The following is a 20,566-nucleotide window of genomic DNA, read 5'->3' as shown; positions in this document are numbered from 1 at the left end:
AGCGGTACTAAAGGATGCCGAGCTTGGTGGCGGCGTAGACGACCTCCGCACGGTGGTGCACGGCGAGCTTGCGCATGATGCCCCGGACGTGGAATTTCACCGTGCTGTCGCTGATCAGCGCCGCCTTGCCGATCTCGCGGTTGGTCAGTCCCCGCGCGAGCAGCCGGACGATCTCCAGCTCGCGCGGCGTCAGCCGTGGTTGTCCATCCTGTTCGGACAGGGAGTGGACCATGAGCGAGCCGTCGCGGACCTTGCGGATGATCTTCAGCAGGTCGACCACGTCGACGTCCTTGAGGACATATCCCTTGGCGCCGCGGCGGAGCGCGTCGAGCACGAGGGTCTGGTCGTGGAACGTGGTTAGCACGATCACGCCCACCTTCGGGTGACGCGCCACGATGTCGCCGCACAGCTCGAGCCCGGTCGCCGGGCCCGCCTCGCTGAGCTTGAGGTCGAGCAGCACCACGTCCGGCCGGGTCGCGGCGATCGTCGTCAGCGCCTCCGCGGGGCGCGCCGCGTGGCCGACGACCGCGATGTCGCTCTCCAGCTCCAGGATCGAGCGGAGCCCCTCCCTCACGATGGTGTGGTCGTCGACGATCACCACCCGGATGCGGTCAGCCATCGCGATCGACCAGGCCGTCCACCGGGCCGTCCGAACCGTCCACGGGTACGTCCACCCGGACCCGGACGCCACCGCCCCGGCGCGGCAGCACCCGCGCGGTCCCGTCCAGCTCGCGGGCTCGCTCGCGGATGTTGCCCAGCCCGCCGGGCGCGGCGGCGCGGATCAGCCGGCGCTGGATGGCGCGCGGGTCGCCGGTACCGTCGTCGGCGACGGTCAGCGTCACCGCGCCCGGGCGGTAGGTCAGCGCCACCCAGATGCTCCGCGCGGCCGCGTGCCGGGCCACGTTGAACATCGCCTCCTGCGCGATGTGGAAGAGCGCGTGCTGGGTGGCGAGGGAGAGCGTGACCGGCTCGCCGCGCACCCGGAACCGCACGCGCAGCGGGGTGATCGCCCGGAACTCGTGCACCAGGTCGAGCAGCACGCCACGCATGCCGCTGTGCTGGGTGTCGAGCTCGGACAGCTCGAAGATCGCCGCACGCATCTGGGTGAGCGCCGAGCGGGCGAGCTCCTTGGTCACCGCCACCTGGCGGCCGACCGGCGAGGACGGCTCCTGCTTGCGGCACCACTCCAGGTTCATCCCGATACTGATCAGGTGCTGGGCGACGCTGTCGTGCAGCTCGCGGGCGATGCGGTGGCGCTCCTGGCTGATCAGCTGCCGCTGCCCGGCCTCGCCGAGCCGGCGGTGGGCGACCTCGAGCTGGCGGTTGCGCTCCTCCAGCTCGCGGGTGCGCCGGCCGGCCTCCTGGTACAGGCAGGCGTTCTCGAGCGCGACCGCGAGCTGGTTGGCGACGGTCTGCAGGATCGCCACGTCGCTCTCGTCGAACTCGCCGGGCAGCTCCACCAGCAGCGAGCCGGTGCACTCGCCGTCGAGCAGCACCGGTACGCCGACCAGGCCGGCCGTGGTGACCGGGCGGGCCTCCACACGAGTACGGCTGGCCAGCCCGGCGAAGCCGTCGGGCACGACGCCCCGGCGGAACTCCGGGCGCGCCACCAGCGTCAGCGACACCGCGGGCGCGCCGAAGTGCCTGGCCAGCGCGGCGACGACCGCGTCGCACAGGGCGTCGGGCCCGCTGGTCGTCGTGCACAGGGCGGCCGAGATCGCCCGCAGCGCCTCGACGGCCCGGTCCAGCCCGTGGCTCTTGCGCCGCCACTCCGCGTAGAAGGACTGCTTGGACGACCGTGCCCCGGTGAGCCGCTCGAGCCAGGGGTCAGAGCGCGGCAAGGCAGATCCGCTCGACATCCTCCTTGCTCACCGCCCTCGGGTTGGTCGTGATGTACGCGTCGTTCAGGGCGTTCTCCGCGAACCGGCCGAGGTGCTCGCGGCGCACGCCGACCTGGGCCAGGCCCGGCGGGATGCCGACCTTCTCCCGCAGCCGCTGCACGGTCGCGATCGACGCCTCGGCCGCCTCCATCGGCGTCAGCCGGGCGGTCTCCACGCCCATCGCGCCCGCGACGCCGACGAACCGCTCGGGGCAGGTGGCCGCGTTGAAACGCATCACGTGCGGCAGCAGGATCGCGTTGAGCAGGCCGTGCGGCAGCTCCAGGTAGCCGCCGATCTGGTGGGCGATCGCGTGCGTGGCGCCGAGCAGCGCGTTGGTGAACGCGATGCCGGCCTGCAGGCTCGCCCGGGCGATGCCCTCGCGGGCACGCAGGTCGGCCGGGTCGTCGATGGTCGCCAGCAGGTGCTCGAGGACGCCGCGGATCGCGGCGAGCGCGTGACCGTCGGACAGGAAGCTCGCGGCCTTGGACACGTACGCCTCGATGCCGTGGCTCAGCGCGTCGAGCGCGGTGTGCGCGGAGAGCTCCGGCGACATCGTGGTGAGCAGGCTGGGGTCGGTGACCGAGATGTCCGGCACGAGCGCGCGGCCGGCGATCGTGGCCTTGAGCCGGCGACGGGTGTCGGTGATGACACAGAACTGGGAGACGTCCGCGCCGGAGCCGCCGGTGCTGGGCACCATCACCATCGGCGGGATCGGCTTGGCGACCGTGTCGATGCCCTCGTAGTCGAGGATGTGCCCGCCGTTGCCGGACAGCACGGCGATGGCCTTGGCCGCGTCGATCGGGCTGCCGCCGCCGATGGCCACGAGCACGTCGCAGCCGCTGTCCCGGTAACTGCCGAACCCGGCCTCGACCTCACGGTCCTTCGGGTTCGGGGTGACGCCGGACCAGACCTGCCAGGACAACCCGGCATCCTTCAGGTGGGGCATGGCCCGGTCGACCCAGCCCGCCTCGAGCACGCCCGGGTCGGTGACGACGAGCGCGCGGGAACCGCCGGCCCGCCGGACCGCAGCACCGACCTCGGCCAGGCTGCCGACGCCGAAGATGGTCTCCGGAATGAGGAACTTCTCCAGTTTGCCGCGCTGCTCCATCGGCTCCCACCTCGCCGCCAGCGTAATCGCAAAGCCAGGAAGGACGCCATCCTGTCACTGAGCGTCTGGAAGGCGTCCTTCCTGGCATTTTGGTCCAGACCTCTTGACGACAGGTGGTCTAGACCACATAGTTGAGGTCGTATCTCTCCACCCTGCATCCCTGAGGAGAACCATGTCCGGCATCCGATGGCGTCTGCCGGTGCTCGTGGCGGTCCTCGCCACGACGATCGGCCTGGTCGCCGCTCCCGCCCACGGCGCGAGTCCCGAACCCAGCCCCGGCGGGTCGGCAGCGAAGATCAACCTCGGCTACTTCGTCCAGTGGGGCGTCTACCAGCGCAACTACCATGTGAAGAACATCGAGACCTCCGGCTCGGCCGACAAGCTGACCCACATCAACTACGCGTTCGGCAACGTGACGAACGGGCAGTGCGCGATCGGGGACGCGTACGCCGACTACGACAGGTTCTACGACGCCGCGTCCAGCGTGGACGGCACGGCGGACACCTGGGACCCCGGCGCGCTGCGGGGCAACTTCAACCAGCTGCGCAAGCTCAAGGCCATGCACCCGGGCCTGAAGGTGCTGTTCTCCTTCGGCGGCTGGACCTGGTCGGGCGGGTTCGGGCAGGCGGCGCAGAACCCGGCCGCGTTCGCCGAGTCCTGCTACGACCTGGTCGAGGACCCGCGCTGGGCGGACGTGTTCGACGGCATCGACATCGACTGGGAGTACCCGAACGCCTGCGGCCTGACGTGTGACACCAGCGGCCCGGACGCGTTCGGAGCACTGATGGGCGCGCTGCGGTCCCGGTTCGGCGCGGACAACCTGGTGACCGCGGCGATCACCGCGGACGGCTCGGACGGCGGCAAGCTCGACGCGGCGAACTACGGCGCGGCCGCGCAGCACGTCGACTGGTACAACGTGATGACCTACGACTACTTCGGCGCGTTCGACGCGGACGGTCCCACGGCCCCGCACTCGCCGCTCACGGCCTACGACGGGATCCCGGCGGCCGGCTTCAACTCCGACGCGGCGATCCAGAAGCTCAAGGGCAAGGGCGTGCCGGCTTCGAAGCTGTTGCTGGGCATCGGTTTCTACGGCCGCGGCTGGGCCGGCGTGACGCAGGCGGAGCCGGGCGGCGCGGCCACGGGCGCGGCGCCGGGCACGTACGAGGCGGGCATCGAGGACTACAAGGTACTCAAGACCCGCTGCCCGGCGACGGGCACGATCGCGGGCACGGCGTACGCGTACTGCGGCGACCAGTGGTGGAGCTACGACACGCCGTCGACGATCGGCGGCAAGATGGGCTACGCCAACGAGCAGGGCCTGGGCGGCGCCTTCTTCTGGGAGCTCTCCGGCGACACGGCGAACGGCGAGCTGATCACCGCGATGGCGAGCGGCCTCGGCTGACCTCCGTCGTGCTCTGAATGCCGCATTCGAGACGGCCGAACGTCTCGAATGCGGCATTCGAGACTGCCCCCCTCCCGAGTCGTGTGTTAGGTTCGCCTAACCTAACCCTGGGCTGGCGAGGAGCGATGGCACCCAAGTACGAATCAAGCCGAGCGCTTCGCAACCGCACCTCAGGGGACAGTGACGCAACCCAGCCACAAGTACGCGCCCAGACAGAACCTCCGCCCCCCAACGCAACCGACACATTGAATTCCGGGGAGGCGGGACTGCCGCTCACCGGCGCGCAGGCCGGCGTCTGGTACGCACAGCAGGTAGAGCCGGACACCACGGCATTCAACATCGCGTTGTACCTGGACATCCGGGGCGCGGTCGACCTCGACCGGCTGGCCGCGGCGATCGCGACGGCGGTGGCCGAGGCCGAGTGCCTGCACGTGTGCTTCGAGACACGGTTCGACGACGCCCCGCGGCAGCACCCCGGGCCGCCGGGCGAGATCTCCGTGCCGCTGCTGGACTTCCGCTCGGTGGCCGACCCGGAGGCCGCCGCGCTCGCCTGGGCCTTCGAGGACCGCGCCCGACCGATCGACCTCACCCGGGGCCCGCTGTTCCGGCACGCGCTGCTGCGGGTCGGCGACGACCGGGTGTGGTGGCACCAGCGGTACCACCACATCGTCATCGACGGGGTGGGCGTCACGCTCCTGGCGCGGCGCGCGGCGCAGCGCTACGCCGGCACCGGTCCGCCGGCGGTGGACTGGCCGCTGGCCCGGCTCACCGCGGCCGACGAGGCATACCGCGCGAGCCCGCGGTACGCCGTGGACCGCGCGTACTGGCTGGCCCGGTTCGCCGAAGCGCCGGAGCCGGCCCGACTGCTGGACCGGGCGAGCGCGCCGGTCGACCGGATCGAGCGCCGCCGGTCCACACTGGACGGTGAGCGGGCCGCGCGGCTGCGCGCGTACGCCGAGCGGGCCGGGACGCGGCTGTCGCGGGTGCTGATCGCGGCGGTCGCGGGCTACACGCACCGGGTGACCGGTGCCGCCGACGTCGTGCTGGGGCTGCCGGTGACCGGGCGGGCCGGGGTGGCCCAGCGGACCGTGCCGGGCATGGTGTCCAACGTCCTGCCGCTGCGGGTGCGAGTCCCGGCACGGGGCACGCTCGGGGACGTGGTCGCCACCGCGGCGGACGAGGTGTGGGAGGTCGTGGCGCACAGCCGGTTCCGTGCCGAGGAGCTGGCGCGCGAGCTCGGCGTGGCCGACGGCGTCGCGGGGCTCGCCGGCCCGGCGGTGAACGTCATCGGCTACGCGTCCGACCTCTGGTTCGGCACGGCCACCACGACCATGCACGACGTGTGGCCGGGACCGGTGCCCGACCTTACGGTCAACGTCTTCGAACACCCCGGCGGCGCGTTCCTGCTCGACCTGGACGCGGACGCATCGGTGTGCGGGCAGGCGGAGCTCGCCACGCACGAGGCCGGCCTGCACGCCATGCTGGACGCGATCGTGACCACACCGGACGCGCGGCTGACCGACGTGGCCCTGGTGCCGGACATGGCCCCGCTGCTGGCCTTCGGGACCTCCCCGCGCGAGACGGACGACCTCACGTGGCCGGCGCTGGTCGAGCGGCAGGCGCGCCGCACGCCGGACGCGGTGGCGCTGGTGTGCGAGGACGAGGCGCTGACCTACGCGGAGCTGAACACGGCGGCGAACCGGCTCGCGCGGCGGCTGATCGCGCGCGGCGTGGCCCCCGAGGACGTCGTGGGCGTGGCGCTGCCCCGCTCGACCGACCTCGTCGTGGCGCTGCTGGCGGTCATGAAGGCGGGGGCGGCCTACCTGCCGCTGGACCCCGACGACCCGGCGGAGCGGCTCACCTACCTGACCTCCGACGCGGGCGCCCGGTTCGTGCTCACCCCGGCCGACCTCGACGCCGACCTCTCCGCCCTCGATCCGTCCGATGTGGACGTCACGGTGCCGTTGCGGGGGGCGGCATACGTGATCTACACGTCGGGGTCGACCGGCCGGCCGAAGGGCGTCGTGGTTCCGCACGACGGCATCGGCAGCCTGGTCGCGACCGCGGTGGACCGCCTCGGGGTCACCGCGTCGAGCCGCGTGCTCCAGTTCGCGTCGGCCGGCTTCGACGTGGCCGTGTGGGACCTGTGCATGGCGCTGGGCACCGGCGCGCGCGTGGTGCTGGTGCCCGAGCACCGGCGCGTCGCCGGGCCGGAGCTGACGGACTACCTCGCCGAGCAGGGCGTGACGCACATGATCCTGCCGCCGTCGCTGGTGGCCGCGCTGCCGCCGGAGTGTCGGCTGCCCGCGGGCGGGGTGCTCGTGGTCGGTACCGAGGCGGTGCCGGCCGAGCTGGTGGCGCGCTGGTCGTCGACGATGCGGGTGGTGGTCGCGTACGGGCTGACCGAGGCGACGGTGAACTCCACGCTGTGGCCGGCCGCCCCCGGCTGGGACGGTCCGGTGCCCATCGGCGGGCCGGACCCGAACACGCGGCTCTACGTGCTCGACCACGCACTGCGGCCGGTCGGCGTCGGGGTGACCGGCGAGCTGTACGTCGGCGGTCGCGGCCTCGCGCGCGGCTACCGGGGCCGGCCCGGCCTGACCGCGTCGCGGTTCGTCGCCGACCCGTTCGGCGAGCCCGGGACGCGGATGTACCGGACGGGTGACCGGGTGCGCTGGCGCGCGGTGCCGATGCTCGACCCCGCAAGCAGGTCTTCGGACGGGAACCTCGAGTTCCTGGGCCGGTCGGACAGCCAGGTCAAGATCCGCGGGCACCGGGTGGAGCCGGGCGAGGTGGAGAGCGTGCTGCTGCGCCACCCCGAGGTCGGCCAGGCGGCGGTGGTCGCCCGGCCGGACCAGCGCGGCGGGCTGCGGCTGGTGGCCTACGTCGTAGGGCCCGCCGAGGGACTGCGCGAATACACGGGCGAGCATCTGCCGGAGTACCTCGTGCCGTCCGCGGTGGTCGCCGTGGACGGTCGACTTCCGTTGACGCCCAACGGAAAGCTCGACATCCGCGCGCTGCCGGAGCCGGACTGGGCCGGGCTCGCCGGGGACACGGCACCGGGCACCGACGCCGAGCGGGAGCTGGCCGGGGCGTTCGCGAGCGTGCTCGGCCTGCCGTCGGTCGGCGTGCACGACAGCTTCTTCGCCCTCGGCGGCGACAGCATCGTGGCGATCCAGCTGGTGAGCCGGGCCCGCGCGGCCGGCCTGCTGATCACCCCGCGCGACGTGTTCCGCCACCGCACGGTCGCCGCGCTGGCCGCGACCGCGCAACCCCTGACCACCCGGCACGGCGAGGACGGCACCGGCATCGGGGTCGTGCCGGCGACGCCCATCATCGGCTGGCTGCGCGTCCTCGGTTGCCCTGTCGACGGCTTCCACCAGTCGATGGTGCTGCCCGTCCCCGACCTCCCCGACTTCACTGCCGACCGCCTCGCGGCGATCCTCCAGCGGCTGGTCGACCACCACGACCTGCTGCGCGCCCGGCTCACTCCCGAGTGGACACTCGAGGTCCCGCCACCCGGCCCCGCCGACGCCGACCTGCTCGACCGGGCGGAGGCCGGCGCGGACCCAGTGCTCGCGCGGCGGCGTGCGGTCGCCCGGCTCGCGCCCGCCGAGGGGCGGATGCTGCGCGCGGTGTGGTTCGCGGACGACCGGCGGCTGCTGTTCGTCGCGCACCACCTCGTGGTGGACGGCGTGTCCTGGCGGATCCTGGCCGAGGATCTCGCGCGCCTCGCGGCCGGGGAGGAACCCCTACCGGTCGGCACGTCGTTCCGTGCCTGGGCCGCCGGCCTGCTCGCCGCCGACCGGACCGCCGAGATCCCGTTCTGGCGCACCCAGCTCGCCGGCCCGGTCCGTCCACTCGGGACACGGAGGCCGGGTCCGGGCGACACGGCGGCGACGGCGCGAACCCGTGTCGTGTCGCTGCCGCCGGAGGTGACCGGGCCGCTGCTGACCACGGTGCCGGCCGCCTACCACGGCTCGGCCAACGACGTTCTCCTTGCCGCACTGGCGATCGCGGTCGCCCGGTGGCGCGGCGGCGACGAGGTCCTCGTCGAGCTGGAGGGTCACGGCCGCGAGGAGCAGCTGGTGCCCGGCGCGGACCTGTCGCGCACGGTCGGCTGGTTCACCAGCACGTTCCCGGTCGGACTGAGCGCCGGCGACGGCGACCCGGGCACGGCGGTGCGGCGGGTCAAGGAGGCGCTGCGCGCGGTGCCGGACAACGGGATCGGCTACGGGCTCGTCCGCGACCGCGTGCCCGGGCCGGCGCCGGAGCTGCTGTTCAACTACCTGGGCCGCTTCACGGGCGCCGACACCCTCGGCGGTGGCGCGGACCCGGCGATGCCGCTGCGCCACGTGCTGGCGATCGACGCGCTGGTCCGGGACGGCACCTTCACGGCCACGCTCACCTGGCCGCCCGGCGTGCTCGACGAGGCCGAGGTGACCCGGTTCGCCGACCTGTGGCGGGCCGCGCTCGTCGAGGTGTCCCGTGTGGACGGTGGTGGGCACACGCCGTCGGACTTCCCGCTCGTGACGTTGGAGGCGGCGCAGGTCGACGAGGTGGGCCCGGACGTGGCCGACGTGCTGCCCGCCACGCCGCTGCAGGAGGGCCTCTACTTCCACGCCCAGGTCGAGGACGTCTACGTCGTGCAGCAGACCGTCGAGCTGCGTGGCGAGGTCGACCCGGGCGCACTGCGGCGAGCCGCGCAGGCCGTGCTGGACCGGCACGCCCCGCTGCGTGCGTCGTTGCGGCAGCTGCCCGACGGGCGGATCGTCCAGGTCGTCACGGACGGGGTCGCGGTGCCATGGCGGGAGGCGGCCGGCACCCCGGAGCCGGTGGCGGCCGACGAGCGCGCGACGGGGTTCGACCTGGCACGGCCGCCGATGCTGCGGGTGGCGCTCGTACGGGACGCCGGCCGGTGTTGGGTGGTGCTGACCCTGCACCACATCGCGACGGACGGCTGGTCCGCGCCGCTGCTGGTTCACGAGCTGCTCGCGCACTACGCGCCCGGCGGCGAACCGCCACGGCTCGCGCCGGTCCCGCCCTACCGCCGCTACCACGACTGGCTCGCGAGCCGGGACCGCGAGGCGGCCCGTGCGGCGTGGGCGGCGGCCCTGTCCGATGTGGACGAGCCGACCCTGTTGCCCGACACGACGGCGGCGACCGCCTGGTCCCCCGCCTCGCTGACCGTCGAGGTCCCGGCCGGCGAGCTCACCGCCGGCGCGCGGGCGCACGAGCTGACCCTGAGCACGGTCGTGCAGGGCGCGTGGGGGCTGCTGCTGGGCCGGCTGACGGGCCGCGAGGACGTGGTGTTCGGCACGACCGTGTCCGGCCGTACGTCCGAAGTGGACGGTATCGGCGGGATGATCGGCCTGTTCGCCAACACGATCCCGGTACGGATGAGGTGGCGTCCGGAGCAGCCGGCCGTCGAGGCGCTCGCCGGGCTGCAGGCGGCGCAGTCGGAGCTGACCGACCACCACCACGTCGGCCTGGCGGAGCTGCACCGGCTGACCGGCCTGCCCGAGCTGTTCGACACGCTGCTGGTGTTCGAGAACTACCCGCTCGTCGCGAAGCTCACCGACCCGGCCGAGACGATCGAGGTCGCCGGGGTGTCGGCGTACGGGAAGGGCCATTACCCGCTCGCGGTCGTCGTGGTCCCCGGCGAGCACCTGACGATCCACCTGGAGTACGACGGCGCGCGGGTGCCCGCCGCCGCGGCGGCGCGGATCGGCGAGGGCCTGACCCGCCTGCTGGCTGCGTTCGCCGAGAACCCGACCCGCCCGGTGTCCCGACTGGACCTCACCTCGGCGACCGCGCTGACGGGTCCCGACCTGGATGTTCCACCCATGACGACGGCCGACCTGTTCGACGCCCAGGCCGCGGAGACGCCGAACGCGGTGGCCGTGATCGGTACCGAGTCCCTCACCTACCGGGAGCTGGCCGCGTGGTCCGACGCGGTCGCGTGCGAGGTGCGCGGTGACGTGGTGGCCGTGGAGATCCCACGGTCGGTGGAGCTGGTCGTGGCGCTGCTGGGTGTGCTGAAGTCCGGCGCCGTCTACGTTCCGGTCGACCCCGACTACCCCGCCGACCGCCGCGCGTTCCTGCGCACCGACTCCGGCGCGACAACCACCCTGACGGCCGCGGACATCCGCTCCGCAAGGGGCGTCCCAACACGGCGGCCGGCCGGGGCGACCCCCGGGCATCCCGCCTACCTGATCTACACGTCGGGCTCCACCGGCCTGCCCAAGGGTGTGCCGGTGCCGCACCGGGCGATCGTGAACCAGCTGACCTGGCTGCACCACGAGCTCCCGCTCCACGCGCACGACCGGGTCCTGCACCAGATCTCGGCGAGCTTCGACCCCTCGCTGCTGGAGGTCCTCTGGCCGCTCACGACCGGCGCCACGGTCGTGCTCGCCGAGCCGGACGCGCACCGCGACCCCGCGCGGCTCGCCGCCACGGTCCGCGAGCACGGCGTGACCACCCTGCTGACCGTCTCCTCGATGCTGCCCGCGCTCCACGAGGCCGGGCTTGACGGGCTGCGCGTGCTCGCCGGCGGCGATCCCCTCACCGGCGAGGTCGCCGACCGGTGGCACGGACCGCTGTACAACGTGTACGGCCCCACCGAGGCGGCCGTCCAGGTCGCCTGGTGGCGCCACGACGGCACCACATCGGACGGAACCGTCCCCATTGGACATCCGGTGGCGAACACCCGGCTGTACGTGCTGGACCGCTACCTGCGGCCGACGCCGCCCGGGGGCACCGGCGAGCTCTACGTCGCCGGCGCGCAGCTGGCCCTCGGCTACCACGACCGCCCGGGCCTGACCGCGCAGCGGTTCGTCGCCGACCCGTTCGGCGGGCCCGGCGACCGGATGTACCGCACCGGCGACCTCGTGCGCCGGCTCGACGGCGGCGCGCTCGTCCACCTGGGACGAGCCGACAGCCAGGTGAAGGTCCGCGGCAACCGGGTCGAGCTGGGTGAGATCGAGGCCCACCTCGCCGCGCGGCCCGACGTCAGCCAGGCCGCGGCGGCCGTGCACGGCACCAGACTGGTCGGCTACGTCACTCCATCCACAGTGGACACAAGTGCGGTGGCGGCGGCGCTGGCGCGGACACTGCCAATGCCACCGGACGACGTCGTCGCGCTGACGGAGCTGCCGCGCACGCCGAGTGGCAAGCTCGACCGCGCCGCGCTGCCAGTCCCGGAGGCCCCGCGCAGCACGGACGGACCGCGCGACGACCGCGAGCGCGTGCTGTGCGACATCTTCGCCACCGTCCTGCGGCTCGACCGGGTCGGCCCGGGGGAGGACTTCTTCACGCTCGGCGGCGACAGCATCGGTTCGATCACCGTGTCCGGCCAGGCACGCCGGGCGGGCATCGACGTCAGCCCCAAGGACGTGTTCGAACGCCGCACCCCCGCGGCACTCGCCGCCACGACCATGCCCGACCCGCTACCGCGCGCGGACGACGACGACATCGGCGACGGCATCGGTGACGTCCCGCTGCTCCCGGTCGTCCACCAGCTGCGCGAGCGCGGCGGACCGATCGACCGTTTCACCCTCTCGATGCTCCTGCGGACCCCGGCGGGCGCCACGCGGGAGCGGCTCACCGCGACCCTGCAGGCGATCCTCGACCGGCACGACGGCCTGCGGCTCAAGCTCATCAGGATCGCGCCGGTCCTCTGGTCGCTCGAGACGCTGCCCGCCGCGACCGCCGAGCTGCGCCGGGTCGACGTCCGGGAGGCCGACCTGCGGGCCGCGGTCGCCGAGGAGTCCGCCGCCGAGGCGAACCGGCTCGCGCCCGAGGACGGCGCGATGCTGCGGTTCGTCTGGTTCGACGCGGGTGACGAACCCGGCCGGCTGCTGATCGTCGCCCACCACCTCGTGGTCGACGGGGTGTCCTGGCGGATCCTGTTCGCCGACCTCGCCACCGCGTGGCAGGGGCGGCCGCTCGACCCGGTGCCCACGTCGCTGCGCCGGTTCGCCCGGACGATCACCGAGCAGGCCCAGTCCCCGCACCGGCTCGCCGAGCTGACGCACTGGACCGACACACACGCCCCGGGGGCGGAACTCGTGCCCGGCGCCCGGCCCGGCACGGTCCGCGAGCTGCGGACGCACGTCGTCGATCTGTCCACTGAGGACACGGAGCCGCTCCTGCGGGCGGGTGATCTCACGGAGGTGCTGCTCGCCGCCCTGCGCGTCGCGGTCACCCGCTGGCGCGGCAAGGCCGATCTCCTGGTCGACGTCGAGCGGCACGGCCGCGAAGGCGACCTCGACCTGTCGCGCACGGTCGGCTGGCTCACCAGCGTGCAGCCCGTCCGGCTGCCGGCGTCGGCGAACACGGCCGAGCTGGTCCGCGAACGGCTGCGTGCCGCACCGGACCACGGCATCGGCTACGGCATGCTGCGCCACCTCAACGCGCAGGCGGCCCCGCTGCTCGCCGGGCTGCCCGCGGCGCAGGTGCTGTTCAACTACTTCGGCCGCTTCCCCGCCGAGGCGCGGCAGGACTGGGCACCGGCACCCGAGGCCGACGCGCTCGACCCGCTGCCCGACCCGGACCTGGGGCTGTCGCACGTCCTCGCGCTGGACACGATGTGCGCGCAGACTCCGGACGGGGCGCGGCTGCGGGCCACGTGGAGCTGGGCCGGCGGGCTCGACGCGGCGGACGTGCACCGGCTCGCCGACCTGTGGCACGGCGCGCTGTACGAGCTGGCGGGCACGGAGTCCGCAGTGCTCGACCACGTCTCGGCGGTCGCCGGGCAGCCGGTCGACGACGTCTGGCCGTTGTCCCCGTTGCAGGAGGGCCTGTTCTTCCACGCCGGCTACGACACCAGCGGGCTCGACGTGTACACCGCGCAGAGCGCCATGGACTTCGCCGGGCGCCTCGACGTCGGCCGGCTTCGCGCGGCGTGCGCGACGCTGCTCGCCCGCAACCCCAGCCTGCGCGCCGGTTTCACGAGTGATGGCGTGGCGAACCCGGTCCAGTTCATCGCGACCGCGCCCGCGCTGCCGATCGAGGTGGTCGACCTCACCGGCAGCCCGGACCCGCACGCCCGCGCGCGGGAGCTGATGGACGCCGACCGCGCGCGGCGGTTCGACCTCGCCGACCCGCCGCTGTGCCGGATGCTGGTCCTCCGCTTCGCCGATGACGACGCCGCCGGCGACCGGCTCGTCATCAGCCACCACCTGATCCTGTGGGACGGCTGGTCGCAGGGCCACTTCCTCGACCAGCTACTGGCCCTCTACGAACGGGCCGGTGACGACCGCGACCTGCCCACCCCGGGCTCCTACCGCGACTACCTGACCTGGCTGTCCACTCAGGACAACGACGCGGCGCGAGCTGCCTGGCGGGAGGCGCTGGCGGGGCTCGCCGAGCCGACGCTGGTCGGCCGGGCCGAGGTCGCGATGCGCCCGGTGATCCCGCGCCGGCTCGTGGTCGAGATCGACGCCGAACCCCTGCGGGCCGCCGCGCGCCACGCCGGCGTCACGCTCAACGCGCTGCTCAACGCGGCCTGGGCGCTGGTGCTGGCCGGTGCCACCGGACGCGACGACGTCGTGTTCGGGACCACGGTGGCCGGGCGGCCCACCGAGGTGCCTAGCGTGGAGAGCGCGATCGGCCTGTTCCTCAACACGGTGCCGGTGCGGGTCGCGCTCGATCCACACGAGACGGTCGCCCGGCTGCTGGGGCGCATCCAGGACCAGCGGACCGCGCTGATGCCGCACGAGTACCTCGGACTGGGGGAGCTGCAGCAGGCCGCCGGCCACGCGCCGCTGTTCGACACGCTGTTCGTCCTGCAGAACTTCGTCGACGCGGACTCCTTCGCCACGCTCGGCGAGCGGTACGGGATCACCGACGCGAGCGGTGTGGACGCCACCCACTACCCGCTCACGCTCGTCGTCACGCCCGGCCCGACGCTGCGGGTCAAGCTCGAGTACCGGCCCGACGTGGTCGACGAGGCCACCGCGAAGTCGCGGCTGACCCGGTTCACCACGCTGCTGGACCGCCTGGCCGCCGACCCGAACGCGCTCGTCGGCCGGCTGGACCTGTTGCTGCCACCCGAGTCCGAGCTGCTCGCGGCCGAGTGGGCGGCGGGCAAGCACCCGCTGCCCGACGACACGATCGCGGACCTCCTTGCCGCGCGGGCAACACGCACCCCGGAGGAGAGCGCGCTGGTCTTCGGCGGCACCACGCTCACCTACGCCGAGCTGGACGCGCGGATCAACCGGCTGGCGAGGCTGCTGCTCGCGCGTGGCGCGGCGCCGGAGACCGTGGTCGCGCTGGCGCTGCCGCGCTCGATCGAGATGGTCGTCGCGCTGTTCGCCGTGCTGCGGACCGGTGCCGCCTACCTGCCGCTGGACCTCGACCACCCGGTGGACCGGCTGCGCCTGATGGTCGACGACGCCGTCCCGGTGTGCCTCCTGTCGATGTCCACTGTGGACCCAGTGCTGTCGGCCGGGGCCGTGCGGCTCGACGACCCCGCCGTGCTCGCCGAGCTGGCGTCCCTGCCCGGCACGGAGATCGCCGACTCCGAGCGGCCCGCGTTCGCGCACGGCGTGCCCGGGCGGCTGGAGCACCCGGCGTACGTCATCTACACGTCGGGCTCGACGGGCCGGCCGAAGGGCGTGGTGACGCCGTACCGCGGCCTGACCAACATGCAGCACAACCACCGCGCGAAGATCTTCGGCCCCACCGTCGCCGGGGCGGGGCGCCGGCTGCGGATCGCGCACACGGTGTCGTTCGCGTTCGACATGTCGTGGGAGGAGCTGCTCTGGCTCGTCGAGGGGCACGAGGTGCACGTCTGCGACGAGGAGCTGCGCCGCGACGCCGAGGCGCTCGTGGCCTACTGCGCGGCGCACGAGATCGACGTCGTCAACGTCACCCCGACCTACGCGCAGCTGCTGTTCGAGGAGGGCCTGCTGGCCGGACACGTGCCGCCGCTCGTGCTGCTCGGTGGCGAGGCGGTGTCCGACGCGGTGTGGCGCCGGCTCCGCGAGACCGACGGCACTCACGGCTACAACCTGTACGGGCCCACCGAGTACACGATCAACACGCTCGGCGCGTCCACCATGGACAGTGAGACGCCGACGGTCGGCCGGCCGATCTGGAACACCCGCGGCTACGTGCTCGACGCCCGTCTGCGGCCGGTCCCGCCGGGCGCGCCGGGTGAGCTGTACATCGCGGGCACCGGGCTGGCGCGCGGCTACCACGGCCGGCCCGGCCTGACCGCGGAGCGGTTCGTGGCCGACCCGTTCGGCCCGCCCGGATCGCGCATGTACCGCACCGGCGACCTGGTCCGCCGGCGCCAGGACGGGAACCTGGACTTCCTCGGCCGCACCGACGACCAGGTGAAGATCCGCGGCTACCGGGTGGAGCCGGGCGAGATCGAGACGGTCCTGACGTCGCATCCGGCCGTCACGCGGGCCGCGGTGGTCGCGGCCGAGGGCCGGCTGGTCGCCTACGTCGTGGCTGGAGTCGTGGCCGGCGAGGCGGACCTGCGCGGGTACCTGACGCGGCGGCTGCCGGACTACCTGGTGCCGGCCGCGATCGTGCCCGTGGACGGCCTGCCGCTGACCGTGAACGGCAAGCTGGACGTCCGCGCGCTGCCCGCACCCGAGTTCACCCCGGGCCGCGAGCCGGCGACCCGCACCGAAGAGGTCCTGTGTGGACTGTTCGCCGACGTGCTCGGCGTCGAGCGGGTCGGCGCCGACGACGGGTTCTTCGAGCTGGGCGGCCACTCGCTGCTCGCGACCCGGCTGATCAGCCGGGCCCGTACCGCGTTCGGCGTCGACCTGGCCATCCGCGACCTGTTCGAGGCGCCGACCGTGGCCGGGCTCGCCGACCGGGTCGCGGCGGCGATCGCCCCGGCCCAGCCGCAGCTGACCGCCCGCGAACGGCCGCACGAGCTGCCGCTCTCCCCCGCGCAGCAACGGCTCTGGCTCCTCCAGCAGCTCGGCGACTCGGCCACGTACAACTTCCCGCTCGTGTTCCGGCTGCGCGGCGCGCTCGACCTGGACGCGTGGCGGGCCGCGCTCGCCGACGTGGTCGCCCGCCACGAGGCGTTGCGTACTGTCTTCGTGGAGCGGGACGGCGTGCCGTACCAGCGGATCGTGCCCGCCATGGACCCGGTGGTGGAGGTCGTGGACCGCACCGAGCACACGGTGGCGGACACGGTGGCGGACGCCGTGGCGCGGCCGTTCGAACTCGCGACCGAGCTGCCGCTGCGGGTGACCGTGGCCAGGGTGACGGACTCCGAGCACGTGGTCGTCGTGCTGCTGCACCACATCACGACCGACGAGTGGTCCGACCGCCCGTTCCTGCGCGACCTGGCCGACGCCTACACCGCCCGCGTTCGTGGCACGGCGCCGGAGTGGACCCCGCTCGCCGTGCAGTACGCGGACTACACGCTGTGGCAGCGGGAGCTCCTCGGCGATCCGTCCGATCCGGACAGTGTGGCCGGCACGCAGCTCGCGTACTGGCAGCGCGCGCTCGACGGCGTACCGCAGGAGCTGGAGCTCGCCACCGACCGGCCCCGGCCCGCCCGCCCCACGTTCCGCGGCGGCGAGGAGCTGCTGACCCTGCCGAACGAGGTGTCGGCCGGCCTGCGCGCGTTGGGCAGCCAGACCGGCGCGAGCATGTTCATGCTGCTGCACGCGGCGGTCGCGGCGCTGCTGCACCGGCTGGGCGCCGGCACCGACCTCCCGCTCGGCGCGCCGATCGCCGGGCGCGTGGACGACGCGCTGGACGAGCTGGTCGGGTTCTTCGTGAACACCCTGGTACTGCGGACATCCGTGTCCGGGCGGCAGTCGTTCGCCGAGCTGGTCGCCTCGGTGAAGGAGACCGACCTCGCCGCGTTCTCGCACGCGGACGTGCCGTTCGAGGCGGTCGTCGAGCGGCTCAACCCGGCCCGCTCGACGTCCCGGAACCCCCTGTTCCAGGTCATGGTCGGCTACCACACCGTGACCGGGGAGCGGCTGGGGCTGACCGGGCTGACCGTCGAGCCGCTGCCGTCGCGGACCGGGACGGCCAAGTTCGACCTCGTGTTCAGCTTCGCCGAGCACACCGCGAGCGGGAGTGACGGAGCGTTGGCCGGCTGGACTGACGAGCGCGCGCAGGCGCGTCAACGCCGAGCACGGGAGGAGGGAAGACGGCCAGTAGCGGAGAACCGAAGCGAGCCATCAAACACCGCGAGCGGCCGGATCGACTGCCGGCTGGAGTATTCGACCGACCTGTTCGACGCGGACACCGTGGCGCTGCTCGGCGACCGGCTGCGCCGCCTGCTCGCCACGGTCGCCGCCGACCCGGCCACCCGTCTGTCCGATATGGACCTGCGGACCGGCGCCGAGCGCCACGATGTCGTCGAGGGCTTCAACGCGACCGACCGGACCGTGCCCGAGCTGACCATGCCGGAGCTGTTCGCCCGCCGCGTGGCCGCGAAGCCGGACGCCGACGCGGTGGTCGACGGACCGGTCACGCTCACCTACGCGCAGCTCGACGACCGGGCCAACCGGATCGCGAACCTGCTGCGGCGACACGGGGTCGGCGCCGAGGACGTGGTCGGCCTGGCCGTACCTCGCTCGGCAGAGATGGTCGCCGCCGTGCTGGCCGTGGTGCGGCTGGGCGCCGCGTACCTGCCGCTGGACCTGTCCCACCCGGCCGACCGCCTCGCATACCTGCTCGCCGACGCGCGGGCCCGCCTGGTGCTCACCACCGAGGCGGCGAGCGGCAAGGTGCCCGACACCGACGCCACCCGCCTGGTGCTCGACGCCCCGGGCGTGACCCTCGACGACCCGACCCCGGTCGAAACCGTACCGCTCGGTTTGGACTCGGCGGCATACGTGATCTACACGTCCGGCTCGACCGGGCGCCCCAAGGGCGTCGTCGTCCCGCACGACGGCATCGCCTCGCTCGCGGCGACCGCCATCGACCGGATGCGGCTGCGCGCGGACAGCCGGGTGCTGCAGTACGCCTCGGTCGGCTTCGACGTGGCCGTGTTCGAGCTGACGATGGCGCTGTGCGTCGGCAGGACGCTCGTGCTGGCGCCGGAGGAGGTGCGCACCGCCGGGCGGGAGCTGACCGAGTTCCTGCGCCGCGAGCGGGTCACGCACCTGATCCTGCCGCCGTCGCTGGTGTCCGCGCTCCCGGATGGCTGCGAGCCGCCGGCCGGCGCGACGATCCTGGTGGGCACCGAGACCGTGCCGTCGGACCTGATCGGCCGGTGGGCGGGGCGGCTGAACGTGCTCGCCGCGTACGGCCTGACCGAGGCGACGGTGAACTCCACGCTGTGGCAGGCGGACCCGACCTGGACGGGAGCGGTGCCGATCGGCGTGCCGGACCCGAACACCCGGGTGTACGTCCTGGACGAGACGCTGCGGCCGGTGCCGCCGGGGGTCACCGGCGAGCTGTACGTCGCCGGTCGCGGCCTGGCGCGCGGCTACCTCGGCCGGGCCGTGCTGACCGCCGAGCGGTTCGTGGCGTGCCCGTTCGAGCCGGGCACGCGGATGTACCGGACCGGCGACCGCGCGCGGTGGCGGCGGGACGGGGTGCTGGACTTCCTCGGCCGGGTCGACGACCAGGTGAAGGTGCGCGGGTTCCGGATCGAGCTGGGCGAGATCGAGGCGACGCTGGCCCGGCACCCGTCGGTCCGCCAGGCCGCCGTGGTGGCCGACCGTGCCAACCAGGTCACCCGGCTCGTCGGCTACGTCGCGCCGGCGTCCGGTGTGGTCGACGGTGTGGTCGACCCCGTCGAACTGCGGGCACACCTGGCGCGGTTCCTGCCGGAGCACATGCTGCCCGCGACGATCGTGCCGCTGGACGGCCCGCTTCCCCTGACCACCAACGGAAAGCTGGACCGGCGGGCGCTGCCGGCCGTGGACTGGTCGACCCTGGCCGGCACCGACCGGCCGGCCACCCCGGCGCAGCGGCGGCTGGCCCGGGTGTTCGCGGAGGTGCTCGGCCTGCCGTCGGTGGGCGTGCACGACGACTTCTTCGGCCTCGGCGGGCACTCGATGGCGGCGATGCGGTTGTGTGGCCGGGTACGCGCGGTGTTCGGTGTGGACCTGGCGATCCGGGACGTCTTCGACGCGCCCACGGTCGCCGCCCTGGCCGACCGGCTGGGCGGGGCAGCGGCCGCGCGCCCGGCGCTGCGCCGCCGCACGGGGTCGGGGCCGGTGGAGGCACCGGTGCGGCGCAACCACTCCGGCGGCATCGACCAGGCGTTCGCGATCCAGTGGTCCGATGTGGACACTGCCACGCTCATGGCGGCGGTCGACGACGTGGTGGCCCGGCACGAGCCGCTGCGCGACGGCTCGCTGTTCCACGCCCGCTGGCTCGCGGACTCGTCGACGCTCGAGCTGACCATGAGCTACCGGGCGGTCGACGAGTGGTCCGTGGTGCCGCTGCTGCGTGACCTGCACCGGGCGTACGAGGCCCGCCGTGCCGGGCACGCTCCCGAGTGGACGGAGCTGCCGGTCACCTATTCCGACTATGCCGCGTGGGCCGGCGAGGTCCTCGACGCGATGGGCGGCGAGCAGCTCGCGTACTGGCGCGCGCGCCTCGCCGGCCTCCCCCGGCTGTCGCTGCCGGTGGACCGCCCCGGCCCGGCGGGCGACGCGGCGGACTTCGTCGGCGTGACGCTCGATTCCGCGCTGCACGCGCGGATCGACGAGCTCGCGCGCGCCACGCGCACGAGCATGTTCATGGTGCTGCAGGCGGCGCTGGCCCGGCTGCTCACCGCCCGGGGAGCGGGCACCGACCTGCCGATCGGCACGCTGGTGGCCGGCCGGTCCGAGCCGGCACTCGCCGACCTGGTCGGCTGCTTCTTCAACATGGTCGTGCTGCGCACCGACACCGCCGGCAAGCCGGACTTCTCCTCGCTGCTGGCCCGGATCCGCGAGTCCAACCTGGACGACCTGGATCACCAGGACGTCCCACTCGCCGACGTGTTGCCCGACCGGCCACAGGTGATGCTGGTCCACCACGAGCGGGCCCGGCTGCCCGGCGGGATCACCGCACTCCCGACCGGCCGCACGGCCGCCGACCTCACGCTCGCGTTCTACGAGCCGCCGGACGGCGAGCCGGTGGTGTGCTACCTGCACTACCGCACGGACCTGTTCGACCGCACCACGATCGAGTCCCTGGGCCGGGAGCTCGTGACGATCCTGCAATCGGAGGTATGAG

At 73.8% G+C, this 20,566-nt stretch carries 5 protein-coding genes; 2 read left to right on the top strand and 3 right to left on the bottom strand.

Features of this window, described 5'->3' with window-relative positions; translation table 11 throughout:
• Positions 1-7: 7 nt before the first annotated feature.
• The 3 genes from ACRDTB_RS08620 to ACRDTB_RS08610 are packed head-to-tail and all read right to left on the bottom strand — an operon-like array spanning position 8 to position 2,988.
• Entirely contained in the window at positions 8-619 is a 612-nt protein-coding gene (locus ACRDTB_RS08620) for a response regulator transcription factor (RefSeq protein WP_431429487.1), read from the bottom strand.
• Entirely contained in the window at positions 612-1,841 is a 1,230-nt protein-coding gene (locus tag ACRDTB_RS08615; RefSeq protein WP_431429486.1) for a histidine kinase, read from the bottom strand. The genes ACRDTB_RS08620 and ACRDTB_RS08615 overlap by 8 nt, the downstream gene beginning before the upstream one ends.
• Complete coding sequence (locus ACRDTB_RS08610; RefSeq protein WP_431429485.1) at positions 1,828-2,988, bottom strand: iron-containing alcohol dehydrogenase; 1,161 nt, start codon at positions 2,986-2,988, stop codon at positions 1,828-1,830. The genes ACRDTB_RS08615 and ACRDTB_RS08610 overlap by 14 nt, the downstream gene beginning before the upstream one ends.
• 172 nt (positions 2,989-3,160) lie before the next feature.
• Here ACRDTB_RS08610 and ACRDTB_RS08605 point away from each other — a divergent pair, with 172 nt between their 5' ends.
• Positions 3,161-4,393 (top strand): glycoside hydrolase family 18 protein, encoded by a 1,233-nt coding sequence (locus tag ACRDTB_RS08605; RefSeq protein ID WP_431429484.1) that lies wholly within the window; start codon positions 3,161-3,163, stop codon positions 4,391-4,393.
• Between the two features lie 245 nt (positions 4,394-4,638).
• Positions 4,639-20,565, top strand: a complete 15,927-nt coding sequence (locus tag ACRDTB_RS08600; RefSeq protein WP_431429483.1) for an amino acid adenylation domain-containing protein — start codon at positions 4,639-4,641, stop codon at positions 20,563-20,565.
• Position 20,566 lies beyond the last annotated feature (1 nt).

It is taken from the genome of Actinophytocola sp. (genome assembly GCF_050699935.1).
Lineage (GTDB): Bacteria > Actinomycetota > Actinomycetes > Mycobacteriales > Pseudonocardiaceae > Actinophytocola.
The sequence above is the reverse complement of the archived record's forward strand: the minus strand, read 5'-3'. Positions and strand labels throughout refer to the sequence as shown.

Excerpts from the sequence above, each read along its gene's own strand:
- ACRDTB_RS08620 (WP_431429487.1), bottom strand. The coding sequence starts at position 619 with ATGGCTGACCGCATCCGGGTGGTGATCGTCGACGACCACACCATCGTG.
- ACRDTB_RS08610 (WP_431429485.1), bottom strand. The coding sequence starts at position 2,988 with ATGGAGCAGCGCGGCAAACTGGAGAAGTTCCTCATTCCGGAGACCATC.
- ACRDTB_RS08605 (WP_431429484.1), top strand. The coding sequence starts at position 3,161 with ATGTCCGGCATCCGATGGCGTCTGCCGGTGCTCGTGGCGGTCCTCGCC.